This window comes from Kribbella catacumbae DSM 19601 (assembly GCF_000372465.1).
In the GTDB taxonomy this organism is placed as follows: domain Bacteria; phylum Actinomycetota; class Actinomycetes; order Propionibacteriales; family Kribbellaceae; genus Kribbella; species Kribbella catacumbae.
In genome coordinates, this window is the sequence record NZ_AQUZ01000029.1 from 1 (window position 1) to 16,794 (window position 16,794).

The window sequence follows — 16,794 nt, forward strand, 5'->3', positions numbered from 1 at the left end:
CGGCGGCCGGACCCAACACCACCGGGGCACTGGAGGAGTTCTTCCACCAGCTCGACGAGACCATCGGCGACCGCGCCGCCAAGCTCACCAACAAGGTCCGCACCGACGCCCTGCTGAAGCTCATCGCCGCCCGCCGCAACGGCTGGACCAACCAGACCCGCTGGGCCGAACTGATCCGCGAACACCTCACCCGACACCACGGCCACGCCCCCCAGCAGCGCCAGCACACCGACCCCAAAGGCGCACCCAGCCTCCGCTCACCATATCCACCCTAAGCGACATAGGACAGGTGTTCTACTTGAGGAGTAGGTTGTAGCGGTGTGACGCAGCGGGAGGGCGAGTGGGGTCCCAGCACGTTCGTGAGCGGTCAACGGTCACGAGGAAACCATCGCTCCAATGGGACAACCCGCCGATTCCGTGGTCGGAGTTGGAGCGGAAGTTGTCGGACCGGTCGCCGCCGCCCGCGCCCGCGGACGAGTTGCTGGAGGCCGACGGGGGAGACGGGCCGGCCTGGTCGCGGCACCGGCCGCCGTACGATCCGGATCCGGCGGACAAACCGCGCGGCCCAGAGGGACCGGTGGTGCCGTACGCCGAGCTGCACTGCCACTCGTACTACAGCTTTCTCGACGGCGCGTCCTCGCCGGAGCATCTGGTGGAGGAGTCGGTCCGGCTCGGGCTGAACGCGCTCGCCCTGACCGACCATGACGGGTTCTACGGCGTGGTCCGGATGGCCGAGGCCGCGGAGGAGTACGCCGAGCTGAAGACCGTGTTCGGCGCGGAGCTGTCGCTGGAGCTGACCAAACCGCAGAACGGGATGGCCGATCCGGAGGGCAGCCATCTGCTGGTGCTGGCCGAGCGACAGGAGGGGTACCACCGGCTGGCCGGCGCGATCACCGAGGCGCAGTTGCGCGGCCAGGAGAAGGGCCGCCCGATCTACGACCTGGAGGAGCTCGCCGCGATCGGTGAGGACAACTGGCTGATCCTCACCGGCTGCCGCAAAGGCCTGGTACGCCGTGCACTCGAGCTGGGCGGTCAAGCGGACGGCCCGGCCGCCGCGGCGCGCGAGCTCGACCGGCTGACCGCGTTGTTCGGCAAGGACCGGGTGGTGGTCGAGCTGATCGACCATGCTCTGCCGACGGACACCACCCGCAATGCTGTGCTGGCCCGGCTCGCGGCCGACGCGGGCCTCCCGGTGATCGCCACGAACAACGTCCACTACGCACAGCCCCGACGGCACAAGCTCGCCGCCGCGATCGCCGCCGTACGGGCCCGGCGCAGTCTCGACGCGATGGACGGCTGGCTGCCACCCGCCGGCACGGCCCACCTGCGGTCGGGGGAGGAGATGCTCGCCAGATTCCACCGGTACGACGGAGCTGTCGCGCGCACCGTCGAGCTCGCCGACCAGTTGGAGTTCAGCTTGCGCGCAGCCAAGCCGAGCCTGCCGCATCAGGAGGTGCCACCGGGGTACGACGCGATGAAGTGGCTGAAGAAGCTCTGCGAGGACGGGGTGCGCAAGCAGTACGCCGACAAACCGAAGTACCGGGCTGAGGCCGAGGCCAGGGTCAAGCGGGAGCTGCAGGTGATCAGCGACCTCAAGTTCCCGGGGTACTTCCTGATCGTGCGCGACATCGTCATGTTCGCCAAACGCAAGGGGATCCTCTGCCAGGGGCGGGGTTCGGCGGCGAACTCGGTGGTCTGCTACGCCCTGGAGATCACCGCGGTCGACCCGGTGCAGTACGACCTGCCCTTCGAGCGCTTCCTGTCCGCGGCGCGTGACGAGGAGCCCGATATCGACGTCGACTTCGACTCCGACCGGCGTGAGGAAGTGATCCAGTACGTCTACGGCAAGTACGGCCGGCGCAACGCGGCCCAGGTGGCCAACGTGATCACCTACCGCCCGAAGCTCGCAGTACGGGACATGGCCAAGGCGCTCGGGTTCAGCACCGGGCAGCAGGATGCGTGGTCCAAGCAGGTGGATGCTTGGGGTGCGGTGCGCAGCAGCGCCGATCACGACATCCCGCCGCCGGTGGTGGCGCTGGCCGAGGATCTGCTGAAGTTCCCGCGGCACCTCGGCATCCACTCCGGTGGCATGGTGCTGACCGACATCCCGGTCGGGCACGTAGTACCGGTCGAGCACGCCCGGATGGAGAACCGGACCGTGCTGCAGTGGGACAAGGACGACTGCGCCTGGATGGGACTGGTGAAGTTCGACCTACTTGGGCTCGGCATGCTGGCCGCCCTGCAGTACGCGATGGACCTGGTCCGTGAACATCTCGGTGAGAACTGGACGCTGGACACGATTCCGAAGGAGGAGCCGGGCGTCTACGACCAGCTCTGCAAGGCGGATTCGGTCGGGGTGTTCCAGGTGGAGAGCCGGGCCCAGATGAGTACGCTGCCACGGTTGCGGCCGCGCAGCTTCTACGACCTGGCGATCGAGGTGGCGCTGATCCGGCCGGGGCCGATCCAGGGTGGCGCGGTGCATCCGTTCATCCGCCGCAAGCTGGGGGAGGAGGATGTCACCTACCTGCATCCCGCGCTCGAGCCGGTGCTGAAACGCACTCTGGGTGTGCCGCTGTTCCAGGAGCAGCTGATGCAGATCGCGATGACGGTCGGTGGCTGCTCCGGCGAGGACGCCGATCTGCTCCGGCGCGCGATGGGCTCCAAACGCGGTGTGGAGAAGATCTCGTCCCTGAAGACCAAGCTGTACGACGGGATGGCGGCCAACGGCATCACCGGCGACACCGCCGACCAGATCTACGAAAAGATCGAGGCCTTCGCGAACTTCGGCTTCGCCGAGTCCCACTCGATCAGCTTCGCCCTACTCGTTTACGCCAGCACCTGGCTCCGCCTGCACTACCCAGCCGCCTTCCTCGCCGCCCTCCTCCGAGCCCAGCCCATGGGCTTCTACTCCCCACAATCCCTGGTCGCCGACGCCCGCCGCCACGGCGTCGAAGTCCTCCGCCCCGACCTGCAAACCTCCAACATCCACGCCACCCTGGAACCCCTGCCCACCCCCACCCCGGCTTCTCCTGCTCCCACCCCCACCCCGGCTTCTCCTGCTCCCACCCCCACCCCGGCTTCTCCTGCTCCCGCCGCCTCCTCCTCTCCGGGGGCGGGGGATGAGCCTGCTCGTTCCGGGGTGTCCGCCGGGAAGATAGTTGCTACTGGCAATGATTCTTGTCTGGTGAAGGAGCAGCCGCCGATCGGGAAGTTCGATCCGGAGGTGCCGTTCGATCCCGATCTGCACCGGCGGGATGGGCGGCTCGTGGTGCGGCTGGGGCTGGCCGGGGTGAAGTCGGTCGGGGTGCCGGCGGCGACCACGATCGTCGAGGAACGCGAGAAGAACGGACCGTACGCCGACATGGCGGATCTGGTTCGCCGGACCGGGCTGACCGCAGTACAGGTGGAGGCGCTGGCGACGGCGGGGGCGTTCGACTCGTTCGGGTTGTCGCGACGGCAGGCGCTGTGGAATGCGGGCCGTGCCGCCGAGGAGCGCCCGGGGCATCTGTCCGGCGTGAGCAGTTCCGGCCCGCCGCCGATGTTGCCAGGGATGACCGGGATGGAGACGACGATGGCCGACCTGTGGGCCACCGGCATCTCACCCGACGACCACCCGATCCGGCACATCCGCGCCGCCCTCGACGAGCGCGGCATCCTCCGCGCGAACCAGCTCTCCACCGCCGAGGACGGCACTCGCGTGTACGTCGGCGGCGTGGTGACCCACCGCCAACGCCCAGCCACCGCGGCGGGCGTCACCTTCCTCAACCTGGAAGACGAAACCGGCATGATCAACGTCGTCTGCTCGAACGGCGTCTGGAACCACTACCGCCGCATCGCCCGCGAATCCAGCGCGATGATCATCCGCGGCCGCCTCGAACGCTCCTCCGGCGTCACCAACCTCGTCGCCGACAAGCTAGAACGCCTACCCCTAGCCGCCAAAACCACCTCCCGCGACTTCCGCTGACCGCTGGTGTCCGTGGGGATCGGTGGTTGCAGCGCTGCGGTCAGCGAAGCGCGTCACCTCTGTTCGGGCATCGCCCCCGCCGCACACGATGAGGTAGCCTGCCCCGACCGGAGACTGGACCGGGCGGACGGTCGCTGGACGGGCAGTCCGCGGGGCCTCTGACCGGCAAGCCCGCAAGACCTGAGAGGGAGTCGACGATGCCGGCCAGCGAGGAGTCACGGAAGCACATCGCGGAGGCGCTCGGCGGCCGTCCTGGTGCGCCACTGAGCGACGCGGAACGGGTCGAGCACGAGCGCGTGCGGGACCTGATCCAGGCGGTGGCCGCTTGCTACAACACGCTCGCCAGCCGGGAGACGGACACCGGGCTGCGGACCGGTCTGGTCGCGAAGCTCTCGTTCCACGACGACGAATTCCGCCGGCGGGAGACGATGTCCGCCGAGGAGCGCGCCGAGGTGCTGCGCACCTACCCGGACCTGCTGGACCGCCTCCGGGCGGAGATCGGCGAGTGATCGCCGACGCCGTCCTGACCCCGGCCGAGGCGGAAGCAGTCGTCGCTCGCCGGCTGGCCCAGATCACGCCGCGGCTACTGCCCGTGCGGGCAGCTGGCGTACGACCCATCCTGGTGCTGATCGGTGGCCAGCCGGCCGCTGGGAAGTCGACCGTCCAAGAGCTCGTCCAGATCGCCCTCGATGCCGATCGGATCGCGTCGTACGACCGGGACGACGACCCTGCGGCTCATCCGCGGTACGACGCGATCATGCGCGCGAACGGTGTCCAGGGCAACGATCTCGTCGCCGCCGGCCTCCCGCCGGACCTGCGCGATCGCTGCCTCGACGAACTGCGCTCGCAGCGGTACGACGTCCTCGCCAGCAGCCCGCTGCAGTCGGAGGCGACGGCCGCGTACTGGGTGGACGGCTTCAGGCCTGCGGGCTATCGAATCGCGGTCGTCTACATCGCCACCAACGAGGCCAACAGTCTGCTCGGGATGGCCGACCGGTACCAACGAGCGAAGGACACCGTCGGCGTCGGCCGTCTGCTGGAGCGGGTACTGCACGACCGCCCCTACGCCGGAATGCCGGACGCGGCGCATGCACTGGAGGTTCAGGGGCACGTCGACGACATCTACGTCGTCGATCGTGACGGCAACGTGCTGTACGAGAACCACCGCGACGACAGTGGTGTCATGCAGCCACCGCACGGTGCCCGGGACATGATCATCGCCGAGCGCAACCGCCCACCGACACCGGCCGAACACCAGCGCTTCCTCGCAACCGCCGTCCCACTGCTCGAGCGGGGCCACGAGTTGGAGCCTGCGGTCCACGACCTGGTCCAGCTCGCGATGGGCAAGCAGAACGAACGGCCCGGGGTCCAGTCGCTGACGCGCGAGGCGACACCCGCGCTTCGCCTCGACCAGCGGCTGGTCGACCTCCAACGGATCACCAGCTCCGGGATCGCACCACCGCGCCCGGTCCCATCGCCCGGGTCGGCACAGTCGGCCGGCGGTCACTTGGGAAGGGCGTCGTCGTCGGGAAAATCGCTGGACCGCTGAGCTGCCCCCGGTTGCCTGGGCGGGATGGACTTCCGTGCACGCACACCTTGGCGGGCAAACGCTTCCACCGGCGTGTCGAGGGGCTGAAACCGGGTTGTGTATGCATGGCGGTCCGCGGTACCGGGGGATGAACTTCGTCGAGTGCGGGGCGGCAACTGCCGGGCATCGGGGGTGGTCAAGACGGCGACCCAGGCCGGTGGTCTGGGTTGGGGCTTGTTGTGGTGGTGGGGCGGATGTCGATTGTCGGGGTGGTGGGGGTTCGGCGGCGTAGGGCTGGGGCGATGGTGTGTACCGCGGCGAACAGGGCTAGCCCGGTCAACGTGCAGGCCGCCCACAGGGTGGTTCGGCCGGCGTGGTCGAGTAAGGCGGTGCCGAGGAGGGGGCCCAGTACCGCGCCCAGACTCCACGTCGTGGAGGCGATGCCCATGTAGCGGCCGCGTAGGTCGGCCGGCGCGAGGTTGGCGAACGTGGCGCCGAACATGACCGAGACGCCGATCTGGCCGAGGGTCCACACGATGATCGACCCGGCATGGGCAGCGCCGCTGTGCACGACCGCGCCGAGTCCGCCGCCGATGCCGGCCAGCAGCATCGAAACGGCCAGAACCGAGGCAGTGTCGCGACCGTCGAGCAGCCGTACCGCGATAGGTTGGACGGCGACGATCACGATCCCGTTCAGCGCGAGCACTGCACCATAGGTCCCCGGACCGTGGCCATCGCCGGCCATGACGAGCGGGAGGGTCGAGAACGTCTGCAGGAACATGGCGAAGTAGACGATGTGGATCCCCACCATGGCGAGCATCACCGGATCGCGCAGGAGTGCTGGGAGCAGCGCCCGTCGAGTAGTTTCCGGCACAGCCGGACGGGTCTCAGGGACGAAGCGCCACACGATCAGTGCCGCGAGGACCGAGGCCGCCGCATTGATCCAGAACAAGATGCCGTATCCCTGCCGGACCAGGATCCCAGCAGCCACCGTCGAGACCGTGAAGCCAAGATTGGCAGCCCAGAAGAGCACACCAAAGGCACGGAGCCGCTCCTGCGCGGGCAGGTCCGCCACGGCAGCCGACCCCACCGGCCGGAACAGTTCCGCCATCAGCCCGACACCGACGGCCGACGCGCAGATCGCCGGCATCGTTTCCGCCGAACCGAGCGCGACCAGCGCGAAGGATGTGCCCAGGAACCCGACCAGCATGGTGTGGCGTCGACCGATCCAGTCGCCCAGCCAGCCGCCCAACAGTTGCGACCCGATATCTCCGATGCCGACCGCCGCGATCACCGCCCCGGCCGTCGACGCCGAGAGTCCCCGGTCCTGGGTCAGATAGAGCACCAGGAACGCCCGCGCCACCCCGCCGGCCCGACTCACGAAATGAGTCGCTGTGAGCGCCCAGACCAGATTCGGCAATCGCGCCCGAGGCGGTCGGGGATCGGTCGCTTGCAGGGCGGGTGCCGCTGTGCCATGGGTTGTCATATCACCGACGCTAGATCCGCATTCGCATCGGGAAAAGCGATTGTTTTCGATCGGATCGATCGGTATCGCCTATACTTCGGCACATGGTCGAGGTGGAACTGCGGCACTTGGAGACGATGGTTGCCATCGTCGAGGAGGGCACGTTCGGGCGAGCGGGCGCGCGCCTGGGCTACACCCAATCGACGATCAGTCAGCAGATCGCCGGGTTGGAGAAGTCCGTCGGCGGCGCGCTGTTCGAGCGGCCGGGCGGCCCCAGGCCGGTGCGGATCACGCCGCTCGGCGCCGTGGTCCTCGAGCAGGGACGCGAGCTGCTGGCGAAGGCGGAGGCGCTGACCGTTGCCGTCGAGCGGTTCAAGGCCGGCGGTGGCCGGATCGACATCGGCACGTTCCAGAGCGTCTCCAACGTGATCGTGCCGTCGCTCATCCGGCGACTGCGTGACGAGCAGCCCGATTGCGAGATCAGGCTGTCCGACATGCCGGCGGATCCAGAGATCGGCGAGCTGGATCTGCTGTTCAACGACCGGCCGATCGAGGGCGACGTCGAGCACATCAAGCTGGCCGACGATCCGTACCTGCTGGTGGCGCGACCCGGAGACCTTCCCGACGGCCCGGTATCACTGCAGCAACTCGATGACGCGCCGATGGTGGGATGCCATCTGACCTGCGACCGGGCGTGGATGGATCAGGCACTCGCCGATGCCGACGTACGGCCGCGGATCGTCTTCCGCACCCCGGGCAACGAGACGATCCTGGCGATGGTGCGAGCCGGGCTGGGCTGGGCGGTGCTGCCGTGGCTCGCTCTGCACGGATCCGACATTCGCTCCGACGCGCGGCTCGCAGTCCACAAGCTGCGGCCGGCGCCGACCCGCGGGATCTACCTTCACTGGCCGGCCACATCCTCTCGGTCCCCACTGACCGTGCGGGCGATCGAGATCGCTGCCGAGATCGCCGCCGAGGTTTCAGCCGACCTGCGGGTCAGCACGTAGCCTGAGCCGCGTGGATGAGCTCCCCGCGCAGGCCAAGCTCTGGTTGCAGAAGTGGCGTTGGTACCAGCGCAACGCGCTGCCCTGGAATCGTGCGCGGATCCACTGGCACCTGATGCGTCGCGGGGCGTTTGCTCGCTGGCCGTTGCACGGGAATGTGCTCGAGGCCTTTGAGGACGGGCGGCTCGAGGTTGGCGCGCACACGATGTTCGAGCCGAACGTGTGGATCACGATCGGCGACCAGGGCAGGGTGCGGATCGGCGAGGGGACGTTCCTCAACATCGCGGTCATGGTCGCCGCGCACGAGCTCGTCGAGATCGGTTCGCACTGCATGTTCGCCAACGGCTGCTTCGTGACGGATGCCAACCACCGCTTCGACGACCCCGACCGGCCGGTCCCGTGGCAGGGCTTCGATTCCAAAGGGCCGACCCGGATCGGCGACAACGTCTGGCTCGGTGCGAACGTCGTCGTCACCAGCGGTGTGACCATCGGCGAGCGCTGCGTGATCGGCGCCAACAGCGTTGTCACGCAAGACATCCCGCCGTTCTCGATCGCGGCCGGAGCCCCAGCGAAGGTCCTGCGCACCATCACCTACGCGACCGACGGTCCGACCGAGCGTTAGGGCCGAGTGGGCAGGTGGGTGAGGAGTTCCGCCAGGCCGTCGGCGAGTTTGATGAAGCGCGCCAGTTCGGGTCCCGAGCGAGACCGGCGAAAGCCGTGGCGCCGACCCCAGAAAGCGGTTTGGACAGCGTGAAACTGCGACCGGCGGACGATCTCCAGCGCCCCGAACGGCGTACCGGCGTCTCCTTCGCGTTCAAGTGTGGTCCGAGTGAACGTCTCGGGGATGGCGATCATCCGAAAAGGCCGGCCAGTAGCTGCTCGGTCAGCCAGTTCGGGCTCGCCGAGCAGTTCGCCAGACAGGAGGGCTGCATAGAAGCGATTGAGATCCGCTGCTGTGGACACCAGTTCGCCGGCCGCCCAGGCTGTCGACGGGTTCAGCTGAGCGAGGTCCACCAGCTCACCGTCGACTGACAGGTAGCTGTGCACGTGCGGCTCTGGCAGAGTCACCTCGTCGCCCGGCAGCAGCGTGCGCTCCAGCGCGATCGGCTGCAGGATCCGGGTGCGCACCGCTTCGGCGTACGGGTGTCCTGTGATCGTCTCGATCAGGAGGCCGAGGGCGATGTAGTTGGTGTTCGAGTAGGACCAGGAGCTGCCGGGGTCGAACAGCCGTGGCTTGACTCAGGCACTTCTGGCAACCAGCGGGTGACCGGCTCGTCCAGTTGCAGCAAGCCCTCACTCACCAACTGCAGTACGACGACCGCCGTGAAAGTCTTGGTGATACTGCCTGCTCTGAACCAGCTCTCCGGGTCTACCGGCTGCCCCAGGTGCAGCTCAGCTCGACCGCTCGATCCGACCCATCTCTCGTCGCCTGCTCGGTAGTGCAACAGGACTCCGGTCGCTCCGCCGTCCACCAACGAGTCTAGGAACTTCTGCATGGCGGACAGTTCATCATGCGCGGGTGCGTTGGGTGGTCGCGATACAGGCCAGGACGATCACGGCGGTGATGAGGGCGAGAGGGGAGAGGTGCTCGCCCATGAGCAGCACCGACCAGGCGAGGGTGATCAAGGGCTGGGCGAGTTGGAGTTGGCTTGCCTTGGGGACACCGATCAGGGCCATGCCGCGGTACCACGCCACGAAGGCGCCGAACTGGGAGATGACGGCGATGTAGCCCATGCCGGCAACAGCCTTGATTGTCAGGTGCACTGGTTCCGAGGGAAGCGCCAAGGTCGTGACCAGTGCGGACACCGGCAATGCCGCAACTACACCCCACGCGATGACCTGCCAGCCGGGCAGATGCGAGGCGAGCCTGCCGCCCTGGGCGTAGCCGGCGGCGCAGACCAGTAGCGCGCCAAACAGGTACAAGTCGCCAAGGGTCGGCAGACCGTGGCTCTGCAAGAGAGTGAAGGCAGCCACGGCGAAAGCGCCGACGCCTGCAGCCGCCCAGAACGTGTGCGACGGACGCCGGCCGGTCAGCGAAGATGAGATGACAGCAGTCGCCAGCGGCAGGATGCCGATGACAACGGCCGAGTGCGCAGTAGTGGATGTCTGCAATGCCAGTGTGGTGAGCAGTGGGAAGCCGATCACACAGCCACCGGCCACAGTGAGCAGGCCCGGCCAGTCCTCCCGCGCAGGCACAGGTACTCGAGCCGCGAACAGGCACACAGCAGCAAGGAGGCCAGCCAGCAGCCCCCGTACGCCGGTCGCGGTCCACGGGCCGAAGCCGTCCAAGGCCCACACCGTGGCTGGGAAGCTGAGGGAGAAGGCGACGACGCCGAGCCCGGCGAGGAGCGTGCCGCTGCGAACTGTTATCGCCGACGGCAGAGTAGCGCTATCTTGTGCTGTCATGAACGACAGTAGCAGTGTGGCTCGCCTGGCCGCGGCCTTGCGGGATGAGCTGGACCGCTACTCAGAAGGCGAGAAGATTCCGTCGAGTCGAGCCCTCGTGACGCAGTACCAGGTCAGTCCGGTGACGGTCTCCCGGGCGATCGCTTCCCTCGCTGCCGAAGGCCTCGTCAGCTCTCAGCCAGGTGCTGGTGTCTTCAAGGCCGCCGCTCGCCGCGCGGCCGCTACTGGCGACGTCTCCTGGCAAGAGGTCGCACTGAGCGCGGACCCGCCACATGCAGCCCTCGACGTCGGCCCCCGTACTGCGGACGCGGCCGGGGTACTCGCCACTCTCACCTCTCCGCCACCGGAGGTCATCGACCTCAACGGCGGCTACCTCAACGTGGTGCTCCAACCGGAGCGCGCACTGGCCGCCGCTCTGGCCCGGGCCGGCCGCAGGCCAGGCACCTGGTCGCGCCCGCCGGTGGAGGGACTGACCGAGTTGCGGGAGTGGTTCGCCCGCGATATCGGTGGAGTGTCCGGCTCGCTCGACGCGTCCGACGTACTGATCACCGCTGGAGCCCAGAGCGCGCTCACCACCGCATTGCGAGCCCTGGCCGCACCTGGCTCGCCGGTGCTGGTCGAATCGCCCACCTATCCCGGCATGCTCGCCGTAGCCCGCGCTGCCGGGCTACGGCCGGTCCCGGTGCCGGTAGACGCCGACGGCGTACGCACCGACCTCCTGGCCGGCGCCTTCGCGACAACGAAGGCGCGGCTGTTCGTCTGCCAACCGCTGTTCCACAACCCCACTGGAAGCGTCCTGTCGCCGCAGCGCCGCAACGAGGTCCTTGAAGTCGCCCGGGCCGCGGGAGCCTTCGTCATCGAGGACGACTTCGCCCGCAGGCTTGTGCACAGCGACACTCCACCCCTGCCGCCGGCACTCGCTGCCGACGACCCGGATGGCGTGGTCGTCCACGTGCGCTCAATGACCAAGGCAGCCTCTCCGAGCCTACGGATCGGAGCCCTGACCGCCCGCGGACCGGCCTTCGAGAGGTTGCGCGCGATCCAAGCCGTCGACAGCCTCTTCGTGCCCCGGCCGCTGCAGGAGACCGCACTCGAGCTAGTCGGCTCCCCAGCCTGGACCCGCCACCTACGCACCCTGGCCGACGCGCTGCGCGACCGCCGTACGACGGTGCTGAAAGCGCTGAGCCAGAGCCTGCCGGAACTCCTGCCGGCCGATCCGCCGCGAGGTGGGTACCACGTCTGGCTGCGGCTGCCCGATGGTTCGGATGAGCGGGCTATCGCCGCGAACGCCCTGCGCCACGGCGTGGCGGTCTCGGCGGGCGCCCCGTACTTCACGGCCGAGGCGCCCGCTCCGTACCTACGCCTGAGCTACGTCAGCACCTCAGGTACTAGCCAGCTGGAGGAAGGCATCCAGCGCCTCCGCCAGGCATTGGCCGGGTGACCTGAGTAGATTCCGGAGATGCACAGGAGCCGGGTGAGTACCTTTCTGATCGATGTTCCGCGGGAGCAGGCGGCGGAGTCCGCGGCGTTCTGGGCGGAAGCCTTGGGGGTCGAGGCGGAGGGTGAGCCGGGGGAGCCGCAGTTCACCGTGTTGAAGGATGCGTTGCCGGGGTTCGTGACCGCCGTACAGGCGGTGGATGACGCGCCGCGGTACCACCTCGACATCGAGACGGATGATGTCGCCGCCGAAGTTGCCCGGTTGGAGGCGCTGGGTGCGGTCGAGGTCTCCAGCTGGCAGGGCTGCCACACGTTGCGGGCACCGGGTGGACAGCTGCTTTGCGTGATCCCCACCCACAGCACACCGGAGTACTTCGCCGAAAACGCGAAGACCTGGCCCTGAGCCAGGCTGGGGGTCACGCGGTCGATCGCTAGAGCGAGTCGGCGCGAGCTGTCAGGTAGCGCTGTTCGGGGGTGCTGAGGGTGAGGCGGGCGGCACGCCGGTAGGCGTCTCGGGCCGCGGGGAGGTCGCCGGCCAGTTCCAGGAGATGGGCGCGGACTGCTTCGACGCGGTGGTGGTCCTTCAGCGCCGGGTCGTCGGCGGCGGCTGACAACCGCTCCAGCCCGTACGCCGGGCCGTGCACCATCGCCAGCGCGACGATCCGGTTCAGGCTCACCATCGGGCCGGGGGCGAGTGTCTCCAGCAGTTCGTAGAGCACCAGGATCTGCCGCCAGTCGGTGTCCTCGGCCCGTGCCGCCTCGTCGTGGACCGCGGCGATTGCCGCCTGCAACTGATACGGGCCGATAGGTGCCGTGCGCAACGTTGCCGAGATCAACTCGGTGCCCTCAGCAACAAATGGCGCGATCCACAGCGAACGATCCTGTTCGGGCAGCGGGATCAGCATGCCGTCCGGCGAGGTTCTGGCCGGGCGGCGCGCGTCGGTCAGCAACATCAGCGCGAGCAGCCCGGCGATCTCGCCCTCCGAAGGAAGCTGCGCAAACAATTGCCGCGTCAGCCGGATCGCCTCAGTGCTCAACTCCGCTCGATGCAGAGTCTCTCCAGAGCTGGCCGTGTAGCCCTCGTTGAAAATCAGATAGAGCACGTGCAGTACTGCGGCCAGCCGCTCCGGCAGCTCCTCGGACGGCGGCAGCTGGAACTCCGCGCCGCTCTTCTTGATCGAAGCCTTCGCCCGGCTGATCCGCTGGCCGATCGTCGACTCCGGCACCAGGAAGGCTCGCGCGATCTCGCCCGTGGTGAGACCGCCGACCGCCCGCAACGTCAAGGCGATCTGCGACGGGGGAGTGAGGGTGGGATGGCAGCACAGGAACAGCAGCGTCAGAGAGTCGTCCACCGTGATCGGCGCAGGCTCCACCGGTTCCATACCGGCGACGGTCTCCTCGCGTCGCTGCCGAGCAGCCTCGCTCCGCAGCATCTCGATCCGCCGCCGCGACGCGACAGTGATCAGCCAGCTGCGTGGATTGTCCGGCACCCCGTCGACGGGCCATTGCTGCGAGGCCGCCAGCAACGCTTCCTGTACTGAGTCCTCGCAGGTGTCGAACCCGCCGTACCGGCGTACCAGTGGCCCGACGATCTGTGGTGCTAGTTCGCGCAGCAACTGGTCGATCTGGGTCATCAGGTGAGCGAACCCAGATCCCGGATCGGGCGGACCTCGACGATGCTGAACGGCGCCTCCGGGATCTGCGGGACGATCTCCAGAGCGCGCTCCATGCTGTCGCAGTCGAGCAGGTAGAAGCCGGCCAGCTGCTCCTTCACCTCGGCGAACGGGCCGTCGGTCGTCATCGGCTGACCGTTGCGGAACAGCACCTGCTTGGTGGCTTCCGGGGCATCGAGTGAGTGCGACACGACGAGCTCACCACTGGCCGCGAGCGCGTCGTCGAGCGCGGTGTAGCCGGTCATCGACTCCCTCTTCTGCTCGTCCGACAACCCGTCCCACACCTTCCGGGACTCGGGATTGCCATAGATCAGCACCAGGAACTTCACGGCGGACTCCCCTCGACAGAACTTCCGCCCACCATAGAACCAGCCGAGGCCGCCGGGTTGATATGTAGGATAAAACCTACCTATACTTGCACCATGCCACGCCCCAGTGTTGTTGCCGAAGGCACCGACGACCGTGTCTTCGCGGCGCTCGCCAGTCCGGTCCGCCGGGAGGTGCTCCGGCTGCTCCGCGACGGCGGGCCGCAGCCGGTGCAGCAGCTTGCCGAGCATTTCGCTATGGCCCGGCCGAGCTTCTCCGAGCAGTTGCGGGTACTACGGGAGGCCGGGCTGGTCAGCGAACGCAAGGACGGCCGGCAACGCTTCTACCGGTTGGAGGCGGTCCCGTTGGCCGAAGTACAGGACTGGCTCAGCCCCTACGAGCGCTTCTGGCGCGAGCGGATGGCCGAGCTCGGCAAGGTGCTCGACCGGATGGAGGACGAATGAGCGACCCGACGACGATCGAGGTCGACACCTTCTACCCGCATCCACCGGCGAAGGTCTGGCGGGCACTCACCGAGCCCGAGCTGATCGCCCAGTGGCTGATGCCCGGCGACTTCCGGCTGGAGGTCGGGCATCGCTACACGATGGAGAGCCGCGCGGTCGCCGCGACCGGATTCTCCGGGATGGTCCAGGCCGAGGTGCTCGGCTTCGAGGAGGAGAAGGTACTGCGAATCGCCTGGCGGGAGATCGGTACCGGGTTGGCAGAGGCGATCGACGACCCGGCTTGTGCCGACGCGCAGTTGCCGACTCCGGTGGGGTTAATGCCGTTCGCCGAGGTGGCCGGCGCGTTGTCCGAGGATGTGCTCATCCACACCTGGGATCTGGCTCGCGGAACCGGGGGAGACGAGCGGCTCGACCAGGAGGCCGTCGCGCACGTCTTCGAGAAGTTCAAGCCGATGGACGAGGCGCTCCGGCAGCCGTGGGCCTTCGGTCCGAAGGTGCCCCCGCCGCCCGGCGCCGACCTGCAAACCGAGTTCCTCTGCTTCGTCGGCAGGCGTCCTTAGCAACAGCCCAGCCACGGGAAGATCTCGATCGGGTCACCTTCGGGCCACCGGTCCGCGGGACGCGTAGCCGGGATGTTGTGAATGCGTTCACCTAGTCAGGGAAGAACCAGGCCTTCCCCGGAGTGGCCGGGGCAAAACCCGCTGGTCTGCCCAAGTACAGTAACGACCGGGACAGGGGTGCCGTTCGCGGATGCCCGATTTTGAAGCAGGGGGAGGATCGCGTGCCGGACCTGGAAGTATCTGACCGGGTGCTGACGATCCCGAACGCGCTCAGCTTCATCCGGTTGCTGGGGGTGCCACTCTTCCTGTGGCTGATCCTCGGCCCGGAGGAGGACGGCTGGGCCCTGGTGGTGCTGATGATCTCCGGCTTCACCGATTGGGCCGATGGCCAGATCGCGCGCCGGATGAACCAGACGACGCGGCTCGGCCAGATGCTCGACCCGGTCGCCGACCGGCTCTACATCTTCGCCACCGTGCTCGGTCTCGCGTTGCGCGACATCATCCCGTGGTGGCTCGCGATCGCGCTGCCGTTGCGCGACCTGTTGCTCACGTTCACCCTGCCCGCGCTGCATCGGCGCGGCTTCAACGCGCTGCCGGTGCACTTCCTCGGCAAGTCCGCGACCTTCTGTCTGCTGTACGCCTTCCCGTTGCTGCTGCTCGGTGACGGCGACAGCACCCTGAACGTGCTGGCCCGCGTCTTCGGCTGGGCCTTCGCCATCTGGGGCACCGCTCTGTACTACTGGGCCGGCGCCCTGTACTTCGCGCAGCTGCGGCACCTGATCCAGACCGTGAAGCCGATCAGCGACCCGGCGGGGTAACTCGTGACCCAGTCCCCTCCCGGGCAGCGACGCGTCGACGCGTCCATGTCGCTGCTGAACAACCTGATGGCCCACCCGCTGGACGAGGGCTATGCCGTCGCGGCCAGGTCGCGGCCGTCCCAGGGGGGCAAGCCCAACAAGTCGCGGAACCGGATCATCCTGGTGATCGCGCTCGCCTTCCTCGGCTTCCTGCTCACCGTGGCGGCGTCGCAGAACTATCGCAGCGCACCCGAGGCCGAGAAGCAGCGCAAAGAGCTGATCACCCGGATCAACCAGGCCGACACCCGGCTGAACGAGTTGCGCGGACAGCAGACCAAGGTCGCCGACGAGGTCCGCGGGCTGCAGGCCGGCGGGCTGGCCAACACCAGCGAGGGTGCGGCGCTGCAGCAGAAGCTCGACGACCTCGAACTGCAGACCGGTGCCGTCGCGGCGACCGGTCCGGGGCTGAAGGCTGTCGTCGACGACGCCAAGGACTCCGACGACAAGCAGGGCCGGCTGCTCGACGTCGATCTGCAGCAACTGGTCAACGGGTTGTGGACGGCGGGCGCCGAGGCGATCTCGGTGAACGGTCACCGGCTCACCTCGCTGACCGCGATCCGTGGTGCCGGCAGTGCCATCACGGTCGACTACAGTTCGCTGACCCCGCCGTACACGGTGCTGGCGATCGGGGACGCCGCGACCATGCCGGCCCGGTTCGCGCAGAGCTCGGGTGGCCAGTGGGTGCAGTACCTGGTCAGCAATTTCCAGATCCGGATGACGATCACGACGGAGGATTCCTTGCTGGTACCAGCCGATGCCACCATCGCGCTGCGGTACGCGAAGGTGGGTGGACCGAGATGATCGCCGTCCTCGGCCTGGTGATCGGCGTCGTCGTCGGTCTGCTGGTCGCGCCAGACGTGCCCGAGTGGGCCCAGCCCTATCTGCCGATCGCGGTGGTCGCCGCGCTGGACGCCGTCTTCGGTGCCTTGCGCGCCTTCCTGGACGGCATCTTCGACGACAAGGTCTTCGTCGTGTCGTTCGTGTCGAACGTGCTGATCGCCGCGCTGATCGTCTACCTGGGCGACCAGCTCGGCGTCGGCTCCCAGCTGTCCACCGGTGTGGTGGTCGTGCTCGGTATCCGCATCTTCACCAACATGGCCGCGATCCGGCGCCACGTCTTCAGGGCCTGA

The 16,794-nt window shown here is 68.1% G+C and carries 17 protein-coding genes and 1 pseudogene; 13 read left to right on the top strand and 5 right to left on the bottom strand.

The window, feature by feature from the left end:
* The 4 genes from A3ES_RS48595 to A3ES_RS51585 form a co-directional block, all read left to right on the top strand.
* On the top strand, window positions 1–275 hold a 275-nt coding region (locus A3ES_RS48595), incomplete at its 5' end, for a hypothetical protein (RefSeq protein WP_040455697.1).
* Window positions 276–439: 164 nt separating this feature from the next.
* Window positions 440–3,964 (top strand): error-prone DNA polymerase, encoded by a 3,525-nt coding sequence (locus A3ES_RS0126740; protein ID WP_237745058.1) that lies wholly within the window; start codon window positions 440–442, stop codon window positions 3,962–3,964.
* Between the two features lie 197 nt (window positions 3,965–4,161).
* Complete coding sequence (locus tag A3ES_RS54325; RefSeq protein WP_020389916.1) at window positions 4,162–4,473, top strand: hypothetical protein; 312 nt, start codon at window positions 4,162–4,164, stop codon at window positions 4,471–4,473.
* Window positions 4,470–5,513 carry a zeta toxin family protein gene (locus A3ES_RS51585; RefSeq protein ID WP_020389917.1) on the top strand — a complete coding sequence of 348 codons (1,044 nt, stop codon included), beginning with the start codon at window positions 4,470–4,472 and terminating at the stop codon, window positions 5,511–5,513. Before A3ES_RS54325 ends, A3ES_RS51585 begins: the two co-directional genes overlap by 4 nt.
* A 175-nt stretch (window positions 5,514–5,688) precedes the next feature.
* Here the strand turns inward: A3ES_RS51585 and A3ES_RS0126755 are convergent, their stop codons facing one another.
* A complete protein-coding gene (locus tag A3ES_RS0126755) occupies window positions 5,689–6,978 on the bottom strand; it encodes an MFS transporter (protein WP_157630769.1) in 1,290 nt (429 codons plus the stop codon).
* A gap of 83 nt (window positions 6,979–7,061) precedes the next feature.
* Here A3ES_RS0126755 and A3ES_RS0126760 point away from each other — a divergent pair, with 83 nt between their 5' ends.
* Window positions 7,062–7,964 carry a LysR family transcriptional regulator gene (locus tag A3ES_RS0126760; RefSeq protein ID WP_020389919.1) on the top strand — a complete coding sequence of 301 codons (903 nt, stop codon included), beginning with the start codon at window positions 7,062–7,064 and terminating at the stop codon, window positions 7,962–7,964.
* Between the two features lie 10 nt (window positions 7,965–7,974).
* A complete protein-coding gene (locus A3ES_RS0126765) occupies window positions 7,975–8,583 on the top strand; it encodes an acyltransferase (RefSeq protein WP_020389920.1) in 609 nt (202 codons plus the stop codon).
* Here the strand turns inward: A3ES_RS0126765 and A3ES_RS51590 are convergent.
* Window positions 8,580–9,457: pseudogene (locus tag A3ES_RS51590) on the bottom strand (serine hydrolase domain-containing protein). The gene A3ES_RS0126765 and the pseudogene A3ES_RS51590 overlap by 4 nt on opposite strands.
* Before the next feature lie 13 nt (window positions 9,458–9,470).
* The gene (locus A3ES_RS0126780; protein WP_051084819.1) at window positions 9,471–10,367 is read right to left on the bottom strand and encodes a DMT family transporter; all 897 of its coding nucleotides are present in this window, start codon (window positions 10,365–10,367) and stop codon (window positions 9,471–9,473) included.
* On the opposite strand from A3ES_RS0126780, the gene A3ES_RS0126785 reads away from it, so the two are divergent.
* Both A3ES_RS0126785 and A3ES_RS0126790 read left to right on the top strand, forming a co-directional pair.
* On the top strand, window positions 10,366–11,808 hold the full coding sequence (locus tag A3ES_RS0126785) for an aminotransferase-like domain-containing protein (protein ID WP_020389923.1): 1,443 nt from the start codon (window positions 10,366–10,368) through the stop codon (window positions 11,806–11,808). The genes A3ES_RS0126780 and A3ES_RS0126785 overlap by 2 nt on opposite strands.
* A 33-nt stretch (window positions 11,809–11,841) precedes the next feature.
* Window positions 11,842–12,207: a VOC family protein gene (locus A3ES_RS0126790; RefSeq protein ID WP_020389924.1), complete on the top strand. Its 366-nt coding sequence runs from the start codon at window positions 11,842–11,844 to the stop codon at window positions 12,205–12,207.
* 28 nt (window positions 12,208–12,235) lie between these two features.
* On the opposite strand, the gene A3ES_RS0126795 is transcribed toward A3ES_RS0126790, so the two are convergent.
* Together A3ES_RS0126795 and A3ES_RS0126800 are read right to left on the bottom strand one after the other, a co-directional pair.
* Window positions 12,236–13,438 carry an RNA polymerase sigma factor gene (locus tag A3ES_RS0126795; RefSeq protein WP_020389925.1) on the bottom strand — a complete coding sequence of 401 codons (1,203 nt, stop codon included), beginning with the start codon at window positions 13,436–13,438 and terminating at the stop codon, window positions 12,236–12,238.
* Entirely contained in the window at window positions 13,438–13,806 is a 369-nt protein-coding gene (locus A3ES_RS0126800; protein WP_020389926.1) for a YciI family protein, read from the bottom strand. The genes A3ES_RS0126795 and A3ES_RS0126800 overlap by 1 nt, the downstream gene beginning before the upstream one ends.
* A gap of 93 nt (window positions 13,807–13,899) precedes the next feature.
* On the opposite strand from A3ES_RS0126800, the gene A3ES_RS0126805 reads away from it, so the two are divergent.
* The 5 genes from A3ES_RS0126805 to A3ES_RS0126830 all read left to right on the top strand — a co-directional run bounded on the left by A3ES_RS0126805 (window position 13,900) and on the right by A3ES_RS0126830 (window position 16,794).
* Complete coding sequence (locus tag A3ES_RS0126805; protein WP_020389927.1) at window positions 13,900–14,247, top strand: ArsR/SmtB family transcription factor; 348 nt, start codon at window positions 13,900–13,902, stop codon at window positions 14,245–14,247.
* Window positions 14,244–14,807 (top strand): SRPBCC domain-containing protein, encoded by a 564-nt coding sequence (locus A3ES_RS56255; protein WP_020389928.1) that lies wholly within the window; start codon window positions 14,244–14,246, stop codon window positions 14,805–14,807. The genes A3ES_RS0126805 and A3ES_RS56255 overlap by 4 nt, the downstream gene beginning before the upstream one ends.
* 221 nt (window positions 14,808–15,028) lie before the next feature.
* Window positions 15,029–15,625 carry a cardiolipin synthase ClsA gene (gene clsA / locus A3ES_RS0126820; protein ID WP_020389929.1) on the top strand — a complete coding sequence of 199 codons (597 nt, stop codon included), beginning with the start codon at window positions 15,029–15,031 and terminating at the stop codon, window positions 15,623–15,625.
* A gap of 3 nt (window positions 15,626–15,628) precedes the next feature.
* Window positions 15,629–16,465, top strand: a complete 837-nt coding sequence (locus A3ES_RS0126825) for a DUF881 domain-containing protein (RefSeq protein WP_237745059.1) — start codon at window positions 15,629–15,631, stop codon at window positions 16,463–16,465.
* Window positions 16,462–16,794 carry a small basic family protein gene (locus A3ES_RS0126830; RefSeq protein WP_020389931.1) on the top strand — a complete coding sequence of 111 codons (333 nt, stop codon included), beginning with the start codon at window positions 16,462–16,464 and terminating at the stop codon, window positions 16,792–16,794. The genes A3ES_RS0126825 and A3ES_RS0126830 overlap by 4 nt, the downstream gene beginning before the upstream one ends.

What these genes read in the sequence shown, in the direction of transcription:
- A3ES_RS54325 (WP_020389916.1), top strand. Translation starts at nt 4,162, where the DNA reads ATGCCGGCCAGCGAGGAGTCACGGAAGCACATCGCGGAGGCGCTCGGC.
- A3ES_RS0126755 (WP_157630769.1), bottom strand. Translation starts at nt 6,978, where the DNA reads ATGACAACCCATGGCACAGCGGCACCCGCCCTGCAAGCGACCGATCCC.
- A3ES_RS0126760 (WP_020389919.1), top strand. Translation starts at nt 7,062, where the DNA reads ATGGTCGAGGTGGAACTGCGGCACTTGGAGACGATGGTTGCCATCGTC.
- A3ES_RS0126785 (WP_020389923.1), top strand. Translation starts at nt 10,366, where the DNA reads ATGAACGACAGTAGCAGTGTGGCTCGCCTGGCCGCGGCCTTGCGGGAT.
- A3ES_RS0126780 (WP_051084819.1), bottom strand. Translation starts at nt 10,367, where the DNA reads ATGACAGCACAAGATAGCGCTACTCTGCCGTCGGCGATAACAGTTCGC.
- A3ES_RS0126795 (WP_020389925.1), bottom strand. Translation starts at nt 13,438, where the DNA reads ATGACCCAGATCGACCAGTTGCTGCGCGAACTAGCACCACAGATCGTC.
- A3ES_RS0126805 (WP_020389927.1), top strand. Translation starts at nt 13,900, where the DNA reads ATGCCACGCCCCAGTGTTGTTGCCGAAGGCACCGACGACCGTGTCTTC.
- A3ES_RS56255 (WP_020389928.1), top strand. Translation starts at nt 14,244, where the DNA reads ATGAGCGACCCGACGACGATCGAGGTCGACACCTTCTACCCGCATCCA.
- A3ES_RS0126830 (WP_020389931.1), top strand. Translation starts at nt 16,462, where the DNA reads ATGATCGCCGTCCTCGGCCTGGTGATCGGCGTCGTCGTCGGTCTGCTG.